Genomic DNA, 18,155 nt, shown 5'->3' on the forward strand with positions numbered 1-18,155 from the left:
GGGCGATCGGGCGTGGTCCTTCACAGCTTGCCCTCTGCGGCCCATTTGCGAAGCAGCGCTTCGCCGACTTCGAAATGCATGGAATCTTCGCGGCTGTACCCTGCGCCCCAGTACCAGCCGGCGTCATTGAAGAACTCTGCAAGCACGACGAGGCCGAACTGCGTGCTGCCATCTCCCATCCTGTCGAGGTTCCTCTTGAGGGTCAGGTCGACGGCCGCCCCCCAGGCGTGCGAGGAGACGGATTTGGCAGAACCGCGCACATAACGTGCGCAAAGCGCCCCGGCCGTTCCGATCGCGGCATAGATGTCCGGCTCCTCCTTTTTCAGGCGCGCCAATACCTGGCCCAAGGAGTCGAGTGCGGGCCGGATCATCGTCAGTCGGAAGTTGCCAAAATTGCGCGTCGCCAGCGTTTTGACCAGTTTCGGATTGGTCACCGGCTGGCAGGCCGTGGAATAAGCGGTTCGCGGCTCGCCCAGGATTTCGCGCAGCACCCCAGGCTTCGGACGGATAATGCCGTCATTGAAGCGCTTCTTTGCCAGTTGCATGGGTTCCGTCAGGCCTTCAGTTTCCTGTGGCGGCGCCATGCCGCCGAACTGATCCAGAGAGAACGACTGCTCGCTCGGCGGCTCTTCCGGTGGCGGCACCGGCGGCGATGGCGGAGCGGGTTCAGGGCGAGGGGCGGCCGCCAGTTCCGAAAGCTCTCTCTTGAGTGCGCTCAGTTCGGCGCGCAGCGCCTGAATTTCTCCGTCCTGCCGGGCAAGCCGTTCAGTCAGGCGGTCGATCTTTGCCGCGTTCGGGTCCGGCTCCGTGTTGCGGAGAAGATCAGCGACGAAAGCAAAGGTCGCCGCCGCAAGGACGATGCTCATGCCGATGACGACGGCTGCAATCGGGTTCAGTGGCCTCAAGGCGCTGCAGCTCCGTCAATGCGAACCACGACAACGGAGACGTTGTCCGGAGCACCGTGATCGAGCGCGGCGGCGATCAGCCGACGGCAGGCGGCCTCAGGCGTTGACGCCGCTTTCACGCATGAGGTGATCTCCCCCTCCGCAACGCAGTCGGTCAAACCGTCGGAACAAAGGATCAAGACGTCCCCGGGCTCCAGCGCGACCTCGGTCGTTTCCACATCCAGGCGGTCGCCCGCTCCGATTGCCCGCGTTACAACGTGAGCTTGCGGGTGCTGCCATACTGCGGCTGCCGTGAGGCGTCCGGCATCGATGAGTTCCTGCACCACCGAATGATCGCGTGTAAGGCGTGAGAGCTCCCCTCCCCGCAAGCGATAGGCGCGGCTGTCTCCCACCCACGCGATTGTCGCTGCCTGGCCGTCGACGAGTGCCGCCACCGCTGTTGCGCCCATCTGCTCGACATTGGCTGACGCCGCCCATCGCCGTATCGCGGAATTCGCTGCCTGGAGTGCTCCAACGAGATGAGCGGACGAGATCGGCGCGTGCGGGAGCAATGTCAGCTGCTCGATGACCATGTCGGCAGCGACATCGCCATGGCCGTATCCGCCCATCCCGTCGGCTACCGCCCAAAGCGCGCCCGAGGGATCGGTGAGAATTGCGTCCTCATTGCTGTCGCGCACCTGACCCGTGTGGCTCAGCCCCGCCCCTTCCGGCCTGCCCTGCCGGTTTGGCACACGCGTCGATGAACCGTCGCGCGAATCCTGGGTCATGAGCAGATGAACCCTCTCGTTCGCTCCATCGCGAAGCCGCTACCTCAAGAGTTGCCCCCCAAGTTATCCTATAGTAATTTTGTAGAAGGCGAAACCTCCTCGCCAAAGGGAGCCTTAAGATGATGCGCCCGCCGGCAGCGAATCTAACGGTGTTTCTTGCTCTATTCTTCGTCTCACAAAGTGACTTGGCGGCTCAGGAACTCACCGATTCTACGTTGAAAGAACGCTTTCAGCGCCAAATCCAGTTGTTCAAGGCGGCAGGGAATTCAAAACTCGGCGCCACGCGCGGCCTGGTTCTTACCAATCCCGGACCCAATGCCGTCACGCCGCTGGCAATCGATGCGCATGGGGAAGCAACAGCCGCTCCGCCGTCCCCTCCTGCCACGGCGACCCAAAACATCCAGTCCGCTCCCGATGAGAGCGAAGTGGCTCAGCCTCCGGCAACGGCAGCAAAGGAGGAGTCGCCTTCATCGGCAGCTTCGGCCGAGACGACCGCCGATCCGCAGACCTATTGGAAACTGCCGCCTTCCGACCAGATCAATGTGCGCGTGACCTTTGCCTTCGATTCCGCCGCCATCGCCATGGACCAGAAGCCGGCGCTGCGCCAGCTCTGCAGGATCATGAAGGAGATGGACATCAAGCTCGTTCGCGTCATAGGGCACACCGATGCCGTCGGAGGTGCGGCCTACAATCAGCAGCTGTCTATGCTGCGCGCGAAGGAAGTTGCGCGGTTTTTCACGGACGAATGCCAGGTCCCCCTCGAACGCCTGGAGGCAGTCGGCGTGGGCGAACAGTTTCTTCTCAACGCCAAAAACCCGAAGGCTGACGAAAACAGGCGCGTCGAGTTCCAGGCCGTTAGCTAAGGGTGCCGGCTCAATAATAATAGCCATCGCTATTCGAAGGCGTAGGTGAAGCCTTCCGCAGATGCGCCGACAGTGACCTTGGTCAGGCGCTTGCCTTCGAGCGCGGAATTCAGAATGCCTTTGCTCAAGGCCGGCAGAAGCGTGTTGGTCAGGATCGCGTCGATCATGCGACCTCCCGATTCAACCTCGGTGCAACGCGCCTTGACCAATTGCAGGACGCCGTCTTCGATGACGAGCTCGGCGTCGTGGCTGTCGCGCAGCCGGCGTGCGATCTTGCCGAGGTGATGTCGCGTGATTGCTTCGATCATCGCGTCTGAAAGCGGATAATAGGGCACGACGATAACCCGGCCGAGGAATGCCGGCGGGAACACCTTCAAGAGTTGCGGTCTCAGTACGGCGTCGAGCTCTTCAGGCGGCGGCCGCATCCGGCCGCCGTCGGTGAGCTTCATGATGGCCTCCGAGCCGACGTTCGACGTCAGCAGGATGAGGGTGTTGCGGAAGTCGATCCGCCGACCCTCGCTGTCGTCCATCATGCCCTTGTCGAAAACCTGGAAAAAAATCTCGTGCACGTCCGGATGCGCCTTCTCGACCTCATCGAGAAGAATGACCGAATAGGGTCGCCGCCTGACGGCTTCCGTCAGAACGCCCCCCTTGCCATAGCCGACATAGCCGGGAGGCGCGCCTTTGAGCGTTGAGACCGTGTGCGCCTCCTGAAACTCCGACATGTTGATGGTGATCAGATTCTGTTCGCCGCCGTAGAGCGCCTCGGCGAGGGCCAGGGCCGTTTCCGTCTTGCCGACGCCGGAAGGGCCGCAGAGCAGAAAAACGCCGACGGGCTTTTCGGGAGAGCTCAGTCCGGCCCGGCTTGTCTGCACGCGCCGGGCGATCGCCTCCATTGCCAGATCCTGCCCGACGACACGCGCTGCCAGGACGCCCGCGAGCTGCAGCGCCTTTTCAGTCTGGCTGGTCAGCATCCGGCCGACCGGTATGCCCGTCCAGTCCTGCACCACCGAGGCCACGGCATTCCTGTCGACGGAAAGCAGGATCAGCGGCGTTTCACCCTGCAACTCCGCAAGTTCCGCCATCAGCGTCTTGAGCCGCACGAGATCCGCGTCCCGGTCCGCAACCCCTTCATCGCTGCTTGCCCGCGACGGCTGATCCACGGGGACGTTTTCCGCGACGTTTTCGCCTGCCGCGTCGTCGGCCAATGCATGGTCGAGCTCGACGCCCTTCCCGCGCAGCCGCGCCCTGAGGTCGAGGATTTCCGAGACCATCGACTGTTCTTTTTCCCAGCGAGCCTCTGCTGCGAGCAGGGCGGTTTCGGTTTCGGCGAGAGCGGCCGCAACCTTGGCCTGGCGGTCCTGAGTGTCGATGCCGATCGCGCGCTCGCGCGCGATGATCCCCTCTTCGATCTCAAGAGACTGCTTGCGCCGCAGAAGGTCTTCCACCTCCGCCGGTGTGGCGTGCTGCGATACAGCCACGCGAGCGCAGGCGGTATCGAGGAGACTGACCGCCTTGTCGGGCAACTGGCGGGCGGGGATATAGCGATGTGAAAGGCTGACGGCCGTCTCGATCGCCTCGTCGAGAATCTGAACCTGATGATGCTTCTCCAGCACACCAGCGACGCCGCGCAGCATCAAGACGGCGCCCCCTTCATCCGGCTCTTCGACTTTGACCACCTGGAAACGTCGCGTCAACGCGGGGTCTTTTTCAATGTATTGCTTGTACTCGGCCCAGGTTGTTGCGGCGACCGTGCGAAGCTCGCCGCGCGCCAATGCGGGCTTCAAGAGGTTTGCGGCGTCACCCGTGCCCGCCGCACCGCCAGCCCCGATCAGCGTGTGCGCTTCGTCGATGAAGAGGATGATGGGCGTTTCCGATGCCTGGACCTCATCGATAACGGTCTTCAGCCGCCGTTCGAACTCGCCCTTGACGCTCGCCCCCGCCTGCATCAGGCCGATGTCGAGCATTTGCAGCGACACGCCCTTCAGCGGCGGCGGCACATCGTCCGCTGCAAGGCGCAGAGCGAAGCCTTCGACCACCGCGGTTTTGCCCACGCCGGCTTCGCCGGTCAGGATCGGATTGCTCTGTCGCCGGCGCATGAGGATGTCGACGATCTGGCGTATTTCCGGATCACGGCCCAGGACCGGGTCGATTTTTCCGTCGCGTGCACGTCGCGTGAGATCCACGGCATATTTCGCCAACGCAGAGTCGGCGCCTGCCGGGCGTCTTTTCCTGGATGGCTCCGGCGTCTCCTCCTTGCGGGCGCTTTCAAGCGAGCCAGCGAGCACGTCGTCGAGCCGAGCGACGACAGAATCCGCATCGATCCGATCGAATTCAGCGCTGATCTTCGAAAGGAGCCCGTCGAGCACTGGCACCTTCCTGCAGGCTATGAGCACATAGGCGCCACGCACCTCTTCGGATCCGAATTGCAGGCTCGCCAGGCTCCAGGCCTCCTGGATCGCGTGGAAGATGTGATCGGAAAATTCCTCGATGGAGGTCGCGCCATAGGGCAGCTTGTCTATCGCTCTCGCCATGTCGGCCGCAAGACGGCCGAGGTCGACGCCGGCGTCCCGGAGGATCGACTGAAAGTCGGCACGGTCGACAAGCGTCAGTTGTTCGATCCAGTGGACGAGTTCGACATAAGGATTGCCGCGTAGCTTGGCCGCGTCCGCGGCCGCCTTGAAGGCGCGTAGGCATATCGGGTTGAGCTTGCCGACAAGTTCCTTGCGCTTGAAGCTTGGAGAAGACATGTTCTGCTGCATGTCGGTCGGGCTCCTGCCGGTCTTTTGGAATAGGCGCCTCTGCTGCTCGTCTCCTTCAATCGACCTCAATTTGAGGACAAGGACATGCAGCATTTCAAAGTGCTACGGCGACTTTGCGGGTCTGCTAAGAGGCGCGGCGCTGTAATCTTACATCACTAGTCTCGCTAGTCACAGCGTGCCACATTATAGTATTCTTGACAAATAATCAGGCGGCGCGTTCTTGGTGAATATTGTGGTAGCTGGTTTCCATTGGGTGCGTTTGGAGACGCCATATGCTCGATCCACTGCCCGGGGACATCTTTCGCAAAGGCCAGGTGCTCAACAACACCTACGAGATTGAGGGCGTCCTGGGCCGCGGCGGAACGGGCGAGGTCTATCGGGCAAGCAACCGCATCACCGGCCGCGTGGTGGCGATCAAGGCCCTGAAGCGCGAGCTGTCGGCCAATGCCAGCTATCTCGAGCTGATGAAGCGCGAGGAAGAGGTGCGCAGCATCTCGCATGACGCGGTCGTCCGCTACACCGACTGCAGCCAGACCGGCGACGGCCACGTCTATCTGGTGATGGACTACATAGCAGGCACGCCGCTCAGCGAATGGCTCGAGCGCGGCGGGGCTTCTCCACGTGATCTGCTGGTGGTGGCGCACAGGGTGGCCGAGGGCCTTGTCGCGACGCATGAGCGCAAGATCGTCCATCGCGACCTTTCCCCCGACAACATCATCCTGCGTGACGGCAGACCGGAGGAAGCCGTCATTATCGACTTCGGCATCGCCAAGGACAGCACGGCAGGGGCCCGCACGATCGTCGGCAACGACTTTGCCGGCAAGTACGAATATGCCGCGCCGGAGCAGTTGCACGGCCAGGCGGAGCCGCGCTCCGACCTTTATGCCCTCGGAGCATCGCTGCTCGCGACGTTTCGCGGGAAGATCCCGGACGTCGGCAGGAGCCCGGGCGAGGTCATACGCCACAAGGAACGCCGGCTCGATACTTCCGGTGTTCCGGAACCGCTCAAGGCGTTGATCGACGATCTGACCCAGCCCGAGCCTGCCCACCGGCCGCCGGGTGCGGCCGCCGTCGTCAAGGAAATCGCGCGGTTGCTGCAGCCCGGTGCCGGCGGCGCGGCGCAGAAGGGGCGCTCCGCAAAGGCCGGCTGGAGACCATGGCTTCTGATCCTGCCCCTGGGGGCGCTGGCAGCAATCGCCGGGCTTTGGCTGTTTGGGGCATTCGAGGACTTGTCGACGACACGGCTGCCGATTGCTACGCCTTACAAGCTGGTTGCCGGAGTGGACGGACAAGGGCGCGCCACGCTCACCGGCTTTGCTCCTGATGCCGACCAGCAAGAGGCAATCCTTTCGAAATTCACCCAAGAGGTCGGGCACGCACCACCCGACGGCACCCTCACTCTTGCCGACGGTGCCCCGTCTCAACGATGGGCCGAGGACATGGCCGCCTTTTTCGCGCTCGCCGCTTCGCTCGACGAGTGGAAGCTGGAAGTCGCTGATCGAACGGTTCGCCTGACCGGACTTGCGGGCGATGTCAAAGGACGCGAAGCTGCGGTCGCCCGATTTGCCGAGGCTGCCAAAGCGGCCGGCTATCAGCCCGTCCTACGAATTGCCGCCGGTCCGCGCGATCTGTCGCCGGATCAATTGAATTCGCTGCTGGCGCCGCTCGAGACCTGCGGGCCACTCGTCATTCCGCCTCCGCAGACGGGGTCCTATCCTCTTGGAGCGATGGTCGCGATCCGGGGAAACGTCGCCTCGAGCAAGGACATCGAGGCCGTCCGACAGGCGCTTGCGCCGCATCTCGGGGATCGCGAGCTCCGCTTCGACGCCACGGTGCTCAACAGCCAGCTCTGCGTCGTTCAGGAGCTGCTGCCCGATGCGAGGCAGGGTCCGATGACAATCGTGCTCGGCTACGGGGACAAGTCCGAACCGAATATGTCCGGCATCTATTCGGTCGGCGACAACCCGGTCATCGACGTGCTGGCGCCCGCCGCGCTCGACGAGGGCTACCTGTGGGTCGCGATCGCCGACGTAACCGGCAATCTCTTCAACGTCCTTCCGAACATCAAGAGACCCGACCATGCGCTTGCCGACCTCGGAACGGTGTCCGAGGGAATGCGCACCATCCGGGTCGCCTATCCGACGGCCGAAGGTGCGGTCGACCCGGCGAAGCTCTCCTTCGCCGTCGACAGTACATTCGGCAGAAGCCTGATCATCGTCTTGCAGACGGATAAACCGCTTTTCACCGAGCTTCGGCCTACAACCGAGTCCACCAAGTCTTTCGCCGAAGACTTGCGTGCGGTGATCGCCGCAGGGCGTGTTTCGGTCCTCTCGATCGCTACGAGGCTGATCGATACCAGGAACTAGAAATTCAGTCGCCATCCAGTGACGTTGAAATAGAACAGCTTGAAAAACTGTGGTAAAAGTACAGTCGTGAGGAGAACATTAGTTGGTTACGGGGGGATCTGTTGTTCGACTCCGCTCTCTGGCTAAGTCCGCTGAATGGCAACAACCCCTCTGGCGAAAGCTTGCGGAACGACGGGCGATTCCATGAACTGGAACGCCTCATGCAACCTCAAATCGAGATCAGCCGAGACGAGCGGAACAATCCCGTAGCCAGGGCCGAAGTGCCTGTCGACTGGACAACCGTCCTTCGCAAATCGGAGGAGCTGCGCCAGCACGGGCGGGATCTGCGGCTGCTGGTGATCGTCACGCGCGCCCTTGCGAATGAACAGGGTTTTGCCGGCCTCGCCTCGGGGCTCGGCCTGATCGCCCGGACCTTCGACTTGCATTGGGAGACGATGCATCCGGAACTTCGGCCGGACTCCACGCCCCGGGATGCGGCGCTGCGCCGGACCAACGCGCTTCTCCAGCTTCAAAACGACAAGGACGGGCTGTTGGGCGATCTTCGGAAGATGACCTTTTTCGCGCCCCACGGTGTCGGCCCATTTACCGGCCGGGATCTGGAGCGCGGATCGGTCGACACCCGAACCGCTCTTGCCGAGGCGGCACCCGGACTGAGCGAGGCCGAGAAATCGTCACTCGTCGGCGAGCATGACCGCTTGTTGGATCGCATGAGAATTGGCTGCGCGGCATTTGCGGAGCAATCCTCGGCGGAAGCGGTCGAACTTATCGCCAACGCCCGTGCGGCGGCGGCGGCACTGGGGGACCTCGAAGCATCGCTCAACCGGCAGATGGGCGGCGATGTGCGCTTCACGCTGTCGGATTTGGGCCGGTTCCTCCAACGCGTGATTTCGACGCTCGAGCGGGCGCAACCGGGCTCGCGGCAGGAGGTCGCAAGCGAGGAGCCCATGGTTCGCGACACGACGCCCCCGAAAGCGAACTCCGGCGCGGATGCGACCTACAACGGACCTGCGGCAGCCTTCCCGTCGCGGCTCGCCTCGCGCGAGGAGGTGACGAGATGCATCGACCTTGTGATCGACTTCTACGACCGTACCGAACCGTCGAGCCCTATCCCTCATCTGGCGCGCAGGATCAAACGCATGGTGCCGATGAATTTTCTGGAACTGATGGAGGATCTGGCGCCCTCCGGCCTGAAAGAGTTCCGGCTCTTGGCCGGTGTGCCAGAAAACAAGAAATCCCGGGACGAGAGGTGACCTATGAGCGAAACTAAGGCGAAGGTAATTGAACGAAACCGGGCGCCTCGCGTCCAGATCGCCTATGAGGTGGAAACATACGGCAGCCCGACGACGATCGAACTGCCGTTCGTGATGGGCGTGATGGCCGATCTCGCCGGCGCCTCCGAGACGCCGGAGGCGCGGAAATCGATACGCGACCGTGCTTTCGTCGAGACGGACGCAAACCGGTTCGGCCGTTTCATGGAAGCCCTCAGCCCACGCGTCAAGGCGCGGGTGAAGAACACGCTTCCCCAGCCTCCCGGCGAAGAGCGCGATGAAGAGCTCGCGGTAGACCTGACCTTCACGAGCATGGCCGATTTCGCGCCGGATCGTGTTGCGGAACAAGTCCCCCAGCTTGCCGAACTCCTGAGGATGCGCCGCCAGCTCGAGGAACTGCTCGGCTTCATGGACGGCCGCATCGACGCGGAAAAGCGCATCGCCCAGCTTTTGAACAATGAGCCCCTCCTGGGAAAGATCGCCGACCAGGCGATCGAAGACAGCAGCAAGTCGGAGGTCTGAGCCATGGCCGAACAGGAAAAAGCCGTCGCTGCCGGTGTCGCGGAAGCGGAAGGAGTCGACCTCGGCGAATTCAGCGAGCTTTTGGAAAAGGACTTCAAGGTCAAGAAGGATGACAGCGAGAAGCTTCAGGCCCTCGTTCGAAATCTCGCCCTTGCCGCCCGGTCGCGCTCGGAATCGGCGGTCATCTCGTCGAACGCGATCAAGTCGATCAAGTCCTTGATCTCCGGCATCGACAAGCTTCTGACCGAGCAGGTCAATGAGATCCTCCATGCGCCCGAAGTGCTGCAGATGGAAGGGACGTGGCGCGGATTGTGGTACCTCGTCAACAACACGGAGACGGATCAGAAGCTGAAGATCCGCGTCATGAACATTTCGAAGGAGGAACTGGCCGATACGCTTGAGGATTACGAGGGCCAGATGTGGGATCAAAGCCCCATCTTCAAGAAGGTCTACACCGACGAATACTCGATGCTTGGCGGCAACCCGTATGGATGCCTGATCGGCGCCTACGAGTTCTCAAATCACCCGAAGGATGTCGCTCTCCTTCGCAACATGTCGGGCATCTGCGCGTCGGCGCATACGCCCTTCATAGCAGCCGCCTCCCCGCGCCTGTTCCGGATGGAGAGCTGGCAGGAACTGCCGAACCCGCAGGACCTGCAACAGATCGTGTCGTCCCCGGCCTATGCGTCATGGCAGTCGCTGCGCGAGAGCGAGGACGCGCGCTATATCGGGCTGACGATGCCCCGGGTGCTCGCGAGACTGCCTTATGGAGCAGAAACGGTCCCGGTGAAGGGGTTTGCCTTCGAAGAAGAGGTCCAGGGCGACCATCACCGCTATGTCTGGATGAACGCGGCCTTCCCGATGGGCGTGAACATAAACCGCAGCCACAAGCTCTTCGGCTGGGGCACGCAGATCCGCGGCGTCGAAAACGGCGGCGCCGTCATCAATCTCCCGGTCCACACCTTCCCGACCGACGACGGCACGGTGGCGATGAAGTGCCCGACCGAGGTCGCAATCGACGATCGGCGCGAGGCCGAGCTCGCCAAGCTCGGGCTGATGCCGATCCTGCATCGCAAGAACACCGATATTGCCGCCTTCATCGGTGCCCATTCGCTGCAGGACGATGAGACGCGAGCGGGCCGGCTGGTCGATCCGGACGCCCAGGCCAATGAAAGGTTGAGCGCGAACCTGCCCTATCTGTTCCCGGTTTCCCGCTTCGCCCATTACCTGAAGGCGATCGCCAGGGACAAGATCGGCTCATTCAAGGAACGCGCCGACATGCAGATCTGGCTGACGGAGTGGATCAACCGCTACGTGCTCGCCAATCCTGCCTTTGCCGATGAAAAGGCCCGCGCGAAGCGGCCGCTTGCGGCCGCCGAAGTCCAGGTTGACAGCGTGGAGGGCCGGCCGGGCTGGTACAATGCCCGGTTCTATCTCAGGCCACATTACCAGTTGGAGGGCATCAATGCCTCCCTCCGGCTCGTTTCGGAACTGCCGTCTATGAAGTCGTGAATACACCAGAGAGCCGATGGAGGTTGTTCATGAAAATTGATGGATTTCTCAAGGTCCCCGACATTACCGGGCCGAGCATTCGCGATGGCCACGAAGAAGAGATTGAAGTGCATGGCGTAGAGTTTGAAATGCAGGCCCCCTTCGATCCCAATTCGTTGTCGAGGCGGGGCCGCGTCAGCCTGGGCATGGTGAATTTCATCAAACACTACGACAAGTCTTCGCCGTATCTGAAGAAGGCTCTCTTCGACAACACGCTCCTCGACGAGGTCAAGTTTTCGGCGAGAAGAACGATCGAAGGCGAGACGAGCGACTACCTGGTCATCACCTTAAAAGACGCATCGGTGACCAGCTACATCATGAAGCCGAGTGAGGAAGAGCCGGACCTCATCGAGGAGCGCGTCGGCTTCGCTTACAAGAACATCAATTTCAACTACGACGACAAGGACGAGGTCGAGATGGATGTCTATGTCGGCAAGTGAAGGCTGGCAGAAGAAAGGATTTGGAAGGGAAGCGAGACCGCCCGGGGGGAACCTGCGGGCGACGCGCGAGGCGATCCAGCCATCCTTGTGGGATCGGCTGGTCAACGACCTGCCGGGGCTAAGCTCGGAAATCAAGCAGCTTCGGCAGGCCTTGCAGAACGAAATAGACGTCGAACGCCTCGACGCGCTGATTGCCGGCGGCATTCGCCAGATCGACGCAGCGACGGATCTGAGCGCCGAGCGGAAGAAGAGCCTGCACCGGCTGGTCTCGCTCGACCGGCGCCGGGCGGAACTGGAAAGCCGCGGCGTCGTCGTCTCGGCCGATGTGCTGCGTGAAGCGGTTCGGCGGGACATCGAGGCGCTCTTCAATGCGCAGCGCTTCGAATCCTCGCCGCTGCTGACGGACTTCGAGGTGGACCAGGCCGGGGACAACCCGCCCTCGCTCGAGGATTTTCCGGAGGTCCGCCGCAGCGTGGTCAATTATGGCGTGCCGCCCTTTTCCGGCCGATCGTCTCGCGATTTCGATCGCGACGAATTAGCCAAAGAAATCAGGAACGTGCTCGCGGCTTTTGAACCTAGACTTAAGGAAAGCGCGACGAAGGTGACCGTCAGTCTCGGCGACAGGTCCATTGGACTGAGGATCGACATCGACGCGCTGCTCCTCACCTCGCCAGCGCCCGAACGGCTCCGGCTTCGAACCGTGCTCGATCTCGAGAACGGTTCGGCCCGCACCGAGCTCAAGGACGCCTGAGATGGACCGGGTCTTCCTGGAATATTATGAGGAAGAACTCACACATATCCGCGCCCTCGCCGCCGAGTTTGCGGCCATGCATCCCTCGATCGCCCGCAATCTTTCCCTCGATACGGTGCCCTGCCCCGATCCCTATGTCGAGCGCCTGCTCGACGGTGTGGCCTATCTCGCCGCCCGCACCCGCCAGAAGGTGGACGCGGAGAGCGCCCGTTTCTCAAGAAGCGTGCTCGAGAATTTCTATCCCGATCTCGTCTGCCCCGCGCCGGCGATCGGCATGGCTTTGCTGAAGCCCGGCCAGCAGGTTCAAACGATGGCTGCGGGGCATCTCGTCAACCGTGGGACGCGGCTGGTTTCGAGCGCCCGGCCCGGGATTTCGACACGCTGCATCTATACCACTGCGCAGGACGTGACGCTCTGGCCGCTCACGATCAGCTCGGCCACCTACATCCAGGATCGAAGCGCGCTCGCAGCAGCGGGAATAGGTCCGATCGACGGACAATCCGGCGTGGCCGCGTTGAGCATCGTCTTCAGCCGCACCGGCAAGGGCAGGCTCGGCGATCTGGCGCTCGATCGCCTCGATCTCTATTTCGCCGAGAAGAGCAAGGCGGCCTCGCTCTTCGATACGCTCTTCGGCGGCTGTTGTGCCACGGGCGCTCGCCCGGAAGGCCGCGATCATCCGCTGAGCGCACTCGCCGGGCCGGAGATGGTCGGGATTTCGGACGACGAGGCCTTGCTGCCGCGCACGCGCGAGACTTTCGAGGGCTACAGGCTCTTGCGCGAATACTTCGTCGCGCCGGAGAGGTTCCACTACGTGCGGGTCAGAGGGCTGCAGCCGGTCGTCCGCCGCTGTGAGGCCGGGCTCGAACTGGTGTTTCTCCTGCGGCGTCCCGCCCCCGAGCTCGCCAATATGGCAGCACCCGACGTCGCGCTTTTCGCAACGCCGATCATCAATCTGTTCGAGCGGAGCTGTAACGTCATCGAACTCGACCCGCGGCGCACGCGGCAGGTGCTCCATGCCGATCGGACCCGCCCGAGCGATTTCGAAATCTATCGCCCGATCCGGGTCGAAGATGCTGACGTCGGGGGGCCGGACGCCGAGATACCGGCGCTCTTCAGCCTGGGTCAGGATCGTGGGAACGGCCATGTCTATTTCACCGAACGCCGCCCGCGGCGGCCGAACGAGGACGAACTGCGCCAGGGACAAACCCGGACCTCCTATACTGGCGACGATGTCTTCGTGACGCTTTCGCGTCCCGCCCATTCGAAGGCGGCGCGGCAACCGAAACGAATTGAGGTTACGGCGCTCTGCACAAATCGCGACCTGCCCATATTGGACGACACACCGTCGCTCTCTCTCGAAAGCGGCGATCCGGTCGAGACGATCCGGCTTCTCGGAGCCGTGCGGCCGCCGGTGCCGTCGATACCGGCGACGCTGCCGGCTGGCGCCGTGGATGCGACGCGCGCCGATGAGCTGGCCTGGAGGCTTGTGGCGCAGCTCTCGCTCAACTTTCTCAGCCTGGCAGAGGAAGGCCGAGGGGTGGACCCGCTTCACGCCATTCTCGAGCTTTACGCGCATCGCGGAGATCCGAGCCTCGGCCGGCATGTACGCGCGATTGAAAGGGTCGAGTCGCGGCCGATGATCGAACGCCTCCCCATACCGGGGCCGATGTGCTTCGGACGGGGCACCGAGGTTACCCTCCACATCGACCAGTCTGTGCTTGCCGGGCACAGCGCGTTGTTACTCTCAGGCCTGCTGTCGAAGCTTTTTTCCCGCTATGCGTCGATCAATGCGTTCGTGCGAACCCGCGCCCGCGTGATCCAGAAGCAGGAGGATGTGCCATGGCCAATGACGCCGGGCAATCGCAGCCTGATCTGAGCAAGGACGCCAATCCGCTCCCGACGGAGTTCGACTTTTTCGAGCTTCTGAGGCGCCTGGAAGAGGGCGGAAGGCTGTTCGGCCAGGCCGGTCGACCGGATCGGGAGCCGGCGCGCCTTGGACAGCATGTGCGGCTCGGTTTCGCGGTGCAGGACGTCGCAAGCGTCGAAATGGCGACCGACGAGGCGCCGGCCCGGGTTACCGTCACGAATATCGGGCTCCTCGGACCGGAAGGTCCGATGCCCCTCTACCTGACCCGCTGGGTGCTGGATCGCCTTTCACAACGCTGGTTCGCGACGGCCGACATGCGTGAAATCAGCGATACGACCTTCATCGACTTCGTGAATGTTCTTCAGCATCGAATGATCGCGCTCTTTTACCGCGCCTGGGCGGATGCTCATCCGGCGGTGCAGGTCGGGCGTTCGGGCGGCGGTCGCATCCGCGCATTGCGGGCGGCGTTGGCAGGGCTTGGGCTCAGTGGACAAGGACACAAGACGCCCTCCTTGATCGATGAAACCAAGCTGCGCCATGCGCCGGCGCTCGCCCATCAGATAGAAGGGCCCGAGAGGCTCACGCGATTTCTCGCCGACCTTTTAAAGGTGCCGGTTCGCCTGCGGGAATTTGTCGGCAGCTGGAACCCGATACCGGCAAGACTCCAGTCGCGGCTTGCCGACGCCCATGTTCGACTTGGCCGAAGTGCCACGATCGGCCCGCGCATATTCCAGCGCCAGCAGAGAATAGAGCTCGCCTTGGGGCCGCTGACGATTAGCGACTACATGGCCTTTCTCCCCGGCAGCGAACGGCGCGAAACCTTGAAGAGGGCAATCGGCGACCTGGTGGGATACGGGCTCGATGTCGACGTCAGGCTCGTGCTCAAGCGAGACGAAGTCCCTTCGGCACGGCTGGGAGAAGCGCGCGTCGGGCACACGGCATGGGTCGCTCCAGGGAAAGATCGGAGTGACGCGGACGATCTGTGCATGCGCACGGTCAATGGCTGGCGGCCCGAACTGCTGGAGGCTGCCGAATGCTGATCCTCACTCTCGAGCAGTCCCCGCAAATGCAAGCCGTTCGCCAGATGAGCCTCGTCGAGGGCGCGCTTGTCATCGGCCGCAGCGCCGAGGCCGATTGGCGGCTCGACGATCCCGACATGTATGTCTCGCGGGCTCATTGCACGATCGCCTGCGTCGGCGGTCAGTATCGCGTGACCGACACCTCGAGCGGCGGGCTGTTCATCGACGGCTCGCGAACACCGCTCGGGGCCGGAAATTCCGCCCCGCTGCACGATGGCGCCCGGCTGCAACTCGGCAATTACGTCATCCGCGTCGACTTCCAAACCGTCCCCGCAGAACGGGTTCCCGAACAACGGGCGTCGCCCCCCATCGGCTTCGAGAAGGACGCTTTCTTTTCCGAGCGCAGCGAGCCGCCGCCGTCTCCCCAACGACCGGCCGGGCTGCCGGATCCATTCGAACAACCGGCCGATACACCAGACGAAAGGGATGCGGCGAAACACCCGCCGATGTTTGACGATCCTTTCAGCCTCGACCCGGTACCGACATCGGGCCAGCACGAGCAATCCTGGGATTTTCCCTGGCCCGCTCCTTCACCGCAGCCGCTGGTCCCGGAACCCCGGGCGGCGGCGACGCCCGTCGCGCAAGAGCCGGCGAAGCCGGCACCGACGGTGGCGGGACCTTCCGAAGCCGACCTGCGCGAAGCCTTCCTGCGCGGGCTGGGGTTGAGCGCCGGCGAGTTTCCGGCCGCCGACCCGGTCGCCCAGATGGAGAATTTCGGCCGGGAATATCGGATGATGCTTGAGGGACTGATGCATCTCCTGCGCAAGCGTGCCGAGGAAAAGAATGAGGCGCGGGTCGTCCAGACGGTGGTCGGAGCATCCGACGTCAACCCTCTCAAGTTCCTGCCCACGGTGGACGATGTTATCGCGACCTTCCTGGCCCAACGCAGTGTCGGCTTTCTTCCTCCGCAGGCCGCGATCAGCGGTTCCATCCGCGACCTCGCCCACCACCATGTGAGAACGTGGCGCGGCGTCCAGGCGGCGCTTGCGAGAATGATCGAGCGCTTCGATCCGGCGACCCTCGAAGGCGAACTGAAGTCGCACTCTGCATTGGATGCGCTGCTCGCCGGTGGACGGCGGGCAAAACTCTGGGAGCTCTATGAGAACCGCTATCGAGAAATTGCCAAGAGCGCGACGACGCGCTTCCTCGGCGAGATCGGCAGCGACTTCCGGGACGGTTATGAAGAGAGGGAGAACGACTGATGCTGCATCGACGCGACTTTCTCATGGTGATCGGCGCGACAGGCCTGATATCGGGCTGCATGGGCGGTCCGCCGAAATCCTCGAACGTGACCGTCGCGGCGGTGGGACAGGCGGGCATGAACCTTGCCGCCGACGGCGGGGAGCGTCCGGTGACCCTGTTGATCCTCAGGCTCAAGGATGTCGGGAAGTTCAACGCGGCGGATAGCTTCGCGCTTCAAGACCCGGCGACCGCACTCGGCGCGGACCTCGTGGGGTCCGATCAACTGACGATCGCTCCCGGCAAGACCGCCTCGAAGACAATCGTCTTTCCGCCCGAGGCCACCTACCTCGGCGTCGTCGCTCTGTTTCGCGAACCGGGTGGTCGCACCTGGCGAAGGACCGCCCCGATCAAACCCGAATCGACCGTGACGGCGCAAGTGATCCTCAACCGCGGCGGTATGGCGCTCGCGCTCGCCTGAATGGAGGCGTTCAGCATGACGGACGCGAACAAGGTGGTATGGCTGGAGGGGCTCTTCCTCCGCACGCAGCATTTCCAGCAGCAGGATCGATATACCGAAGCGCTGATGCGCGGGGCGCTGCAGGCCGGCCGGCTCCAGACCTTCGGCTTCAGGTCTCTGACGCTCGATGCCACACAGCTCGAAGCCGGACGGGTTGCCGTGTCATCGGCGCGGGGCATCTTTCCGGACGGCACACCCTTCGCGATCCCTGAAACGATGGACGCCCCGACACCCTTGGCGATAACGCGCGACATGGGCGCCGGCGCGGTGCAGCTCGCTCTGCCGGTGGAACCTCCCGGCGAAGCCAGCTTCGACCCTGCTCACCGGGAACCGACCGGAGCGCGATATCGAGGGCGGATCGAATGGATCCGCGACGCCGTCCATGGCGGCGCCGATCCCGAAGAGATCGAGATCGCCCGGCCGCAAGCGCTGCTTCTGTCGCCGGCCCAGCCGACGGGCGGCTATACGGCAATGCCCGTAACGAGCGTCAATGGACTGCTCGCCGATGGCAGCGTTGCGGTCGCCGAGAACTTCCTGCCGCCGGCGCTGACGACCGGTGCCGTGCCCTTCTACGGCAAGCTCCTGCAGGAGGTCATTACCGGGCTCGACCGCATTGCGGAAGCGCATGGAAAGATGGTGCTCGGCGGCGCCGGCCGCAGCGTGGAAAATCTGCTGGTGCTCGATCTCGCCAATACGGCTCGACCCCGATTGGCACACATGCTGCCACAGGAGGTCTTTCATCCGGCCGAGCTCTTTCTCGAGCTCAGCGGCCTCGCTGGCCGGATGGCGACATACGGCTCAGGCTCCAGGCGACTGACGGAGCTTCCCACTTACGAGCACATGGCGCCCGGGCCGGCCTTTGCCGCGCTGGCGGACACGTTGCGCTCCCTCATCCTGAGCCTGCGTTACGTCGAGCCGAAGTCGAGGGCGCTGCCCGTGGTGAAGCATGCGACCAATGTATGGAAGGTGCGCATCGACAACCCAGAACTCTTGACGTCGAGCCGCATCGTTGTCCGCGTCGGATGCGATGTCTCCGAGGATACGCTCCGCAAGATCTTCGTCGACCAGGTGACCGTCGGCGCCGCGGACGAATTCGAGGCGCTGTGGAAGTCTCGGCTCCCCGGCATTCGCCTCAAGCCCCTTCACTCGCAGCCGCGGGAAATTCCCTATGACGGGGACCGCCTCTGCCTGGAGCTGGACCAGCGCAGCGAGCATTGGGAGTCCCTTCTGCGCTCGCCCGGCTTCGTGATTGGCGTCTCCGGCATTTTGCCCAGCGAGCCGCAGGTAGACTGCTATTCGGTCAGCAGGTAGTGCC

At 63.2% G+C, this 18,155-nt stretch carries 15 protein-coding genes; 12 read left to right on the forward strand and 3 right to left on the reverse strand.

Features of this window, described 5'->3' with window-relative positions:
• Window positions 1-20 precede the first annotated feature (20 nt).
• Both ATB98_RS20955 and ATB98_RS20960 read right to left on the reverse strand, forming a co-directional pair.
• Window positions 21-866 (reverse strand): M15 family metallopeptidase, encoded by an 846-nt coding sequence (locus ATB98_RS20955; protein ID WP_066877426.1) that lies wholly within the window; start codon window positions 864-866, stop codon window positions 21-23.
• Between the two features lie 35 nt (window positions 867-901).
• On the reverse strand, window positions 902-1,672 hold the full coding sequence (locus ATB98_RS20960; protein ID WP_066877008.1) for a PP2C family protein-serine/threonine phosphatase: 771 nt from the start codon (window positions 1,670-1,672) through the stop codon (window positions 902-904).
• Between the two features lie 119 nt (window positions 1,673-1,791).
• Here ATB98_RS20960 and ATB98_RS20965 point away from each other — a divergent pair, with 119 nt between their 5' ends.
• Window positions 1,792-2,535 (forward strand): OmpA family protein, encoded by a 744-nt coding sequence (locus ATB98_RS20965; protein WP_066877010.1) that lies wholly within the window; start codon window positions 1,792-1,794, stop codon window positions 2,533-2,535.
• Window positions 2,536-2,564: 29 nt separating this feature from the next.
• Here ATB98_RS20965 and tssH read toward each other — a convergent pair whose 3' ends face one another.
• A complete protein-coding gene (gene tssH, locus ATB98_RS20970; RefSeq protein ID WP_066877428.1) occupies window positions 2,565-5,297 on the reverse strand; it encodes a type VI secretion system ATPase TssH in 2,733 nt (910 codons plus the stop codon).
• Window positions 5,298-5,569: 272 nt separating this feature from the next.
• Between tssH and ATB98_RS20975 the strand changes: the two genes are divergently transcribed.
• The 11 genes from ATB98_RS20975 (at window position 5,570) to tssK (ending at window position 18,151) form a co-directional block, all read left to right on the forward strand.
• Complete coding sequence (locus ATB98_RS20975) at window positions 5,570-7,663, forward strand: serine/threonine protein kinase (protein ID WP_066877012.1); 2,094 nt, start codon at window positions 5,570-5,572, stop codon at window positions 7,661-7,663.
• Window positions 7,664-7,764: 101 nt separating this feature from the next.
• On the forward strand, window positions 7,765-8,913 hold the full coding sequence (locus ATB98_RS20980; protein WP_066877014.1) for a type VI secretion system protein TssA: 1,149 nt from the start codon (window positions 7,765-7,767) through the stop codon (window positions 8,911-8,913).
• A gap of 3 nt (window positions 8,914-8,916) precedes the next feature.
• On the forward strand, window positions 8,917-9,453 hold the full coding sequence (gene tssB / locus ATB98_RS20985) for a type VI secretion system contractile sheath small subunit (protein WP_066877017.1): 537 nt from the start codon (window positions 8,917-8,919) through the stop codon (window positions 9,451-9,453).
• 3 nt (window positions 9,454-9,456) lie between these two features.
• On the forward strand, window positions 9,457-10,965 hold the full coding sequence (gene tssC, locus ATB98_RS20990; protein ID WP_066877019.1) for a type VI secretion system contractile sheath large subunit: 1,509 nt from the start codon (window positions 9,457-9,459) through the stop codon (window positions 10,963-10,965).
• 29 nt (window positions 10,966-10,994) lie between these two features.
• Complete coding sequence (locus tag ATB98_RS20995; protein WP_040962197.1) at window positions 10,995-11,444, forward strand: Hcp family type VI secretion system effector; 450 nt, start codon at window positions 10,995-10,997, stop codon at window positions 11,442-11,444.
• Entirely contained in the window at window positions 11,431-12,195 is a 765-nt protein-coding gene (gene tssE / locus ATB98_RS21000; protein WP_066877021.1) for a type VI secretion system baseplate subunit TssE, read from the forward strand. Before ATB98_RS20995 ends, tssE begins: the two co-directional genes overlap by 14 nt.
• 1 nt (window position 12,196) lies before the next feature.
• Window positions 12,197-14,071: a type VI secretion system baseplate subunit TssF gene (tssF, locus tag ATB98_RS21005; protein WP_066877023.1), complete on the forward strand. Its 1,875-nt coding sequence runs from the start codon at window positions 12,197-12,199 to the stop codon at window positions 14,069-14,071.
• Window positions 14,035-15,102 carry a type VI secretion system baseplate subunit TssG gene (tssG, locus tag ATB98_RS21010; protein WP_066877025.1) on the forward strand — a complete coding sequence of 356 codons (1,068 nt, stop codon included), beginning with the start codon at window positions 14,035-14,037 and terminating at the stop codon, window positions 15,100-15,102. Before tssF ends, tssG begins: the two co-directional genes overlap by 37 nt.
• A complete protein-coding gene (tagH, locus tag ATB98_RS21015; protein WP_066877027.1) occupies window positions 15,096-16,343 on the forward strand; it encodes a type VI secretion system-associated FHA domain protein TagH in 1,248 nt (415 codons plus the stop codon). Before tssG ends, tagH begins: the two co-directional genes overlap by 7 nt.
• Window positions 16,343-16,801: a type VI secretion system lipoprotein TssJ gene (tssJ, locus tag ATB98_RS21020; protein ID WP_066877029.1), complete on the forward strand. Its 459-nt coding sequence runs from the start codon at window positions 16,343-16,345 to the stop codon at window positions 16,799-16,801. The genes tagH and tssJ overlap by 1 nt, the downstream gene beginning before the upstream one ends.
• 15 nt (window positions 16,802-16,816) lie before the next feature.
• A complete protein-coding gene (tssK, locus tag ATB98_RS21025; RefSeq protein WP_066877430.1) occupies window positions 16,817-18,151 on the forward strand; it encodes a type VI secretion system baseplate subunit TssK in 1,335 nt (444 codons plus the stop codon).
• Window positions 18,152-18,155: the final 4 nt, after the last annotated feature.

The sequence above is a fragment of the Sinorhizobium saheli genome, assembly GCF_001651875.1.
GTDB lineage: Bacteria > Pseudomonadota > Alphaproteobacteria > Rhizobiales > Rhizobiaceae > Sinorhizobium > Sinorhizobium saheli.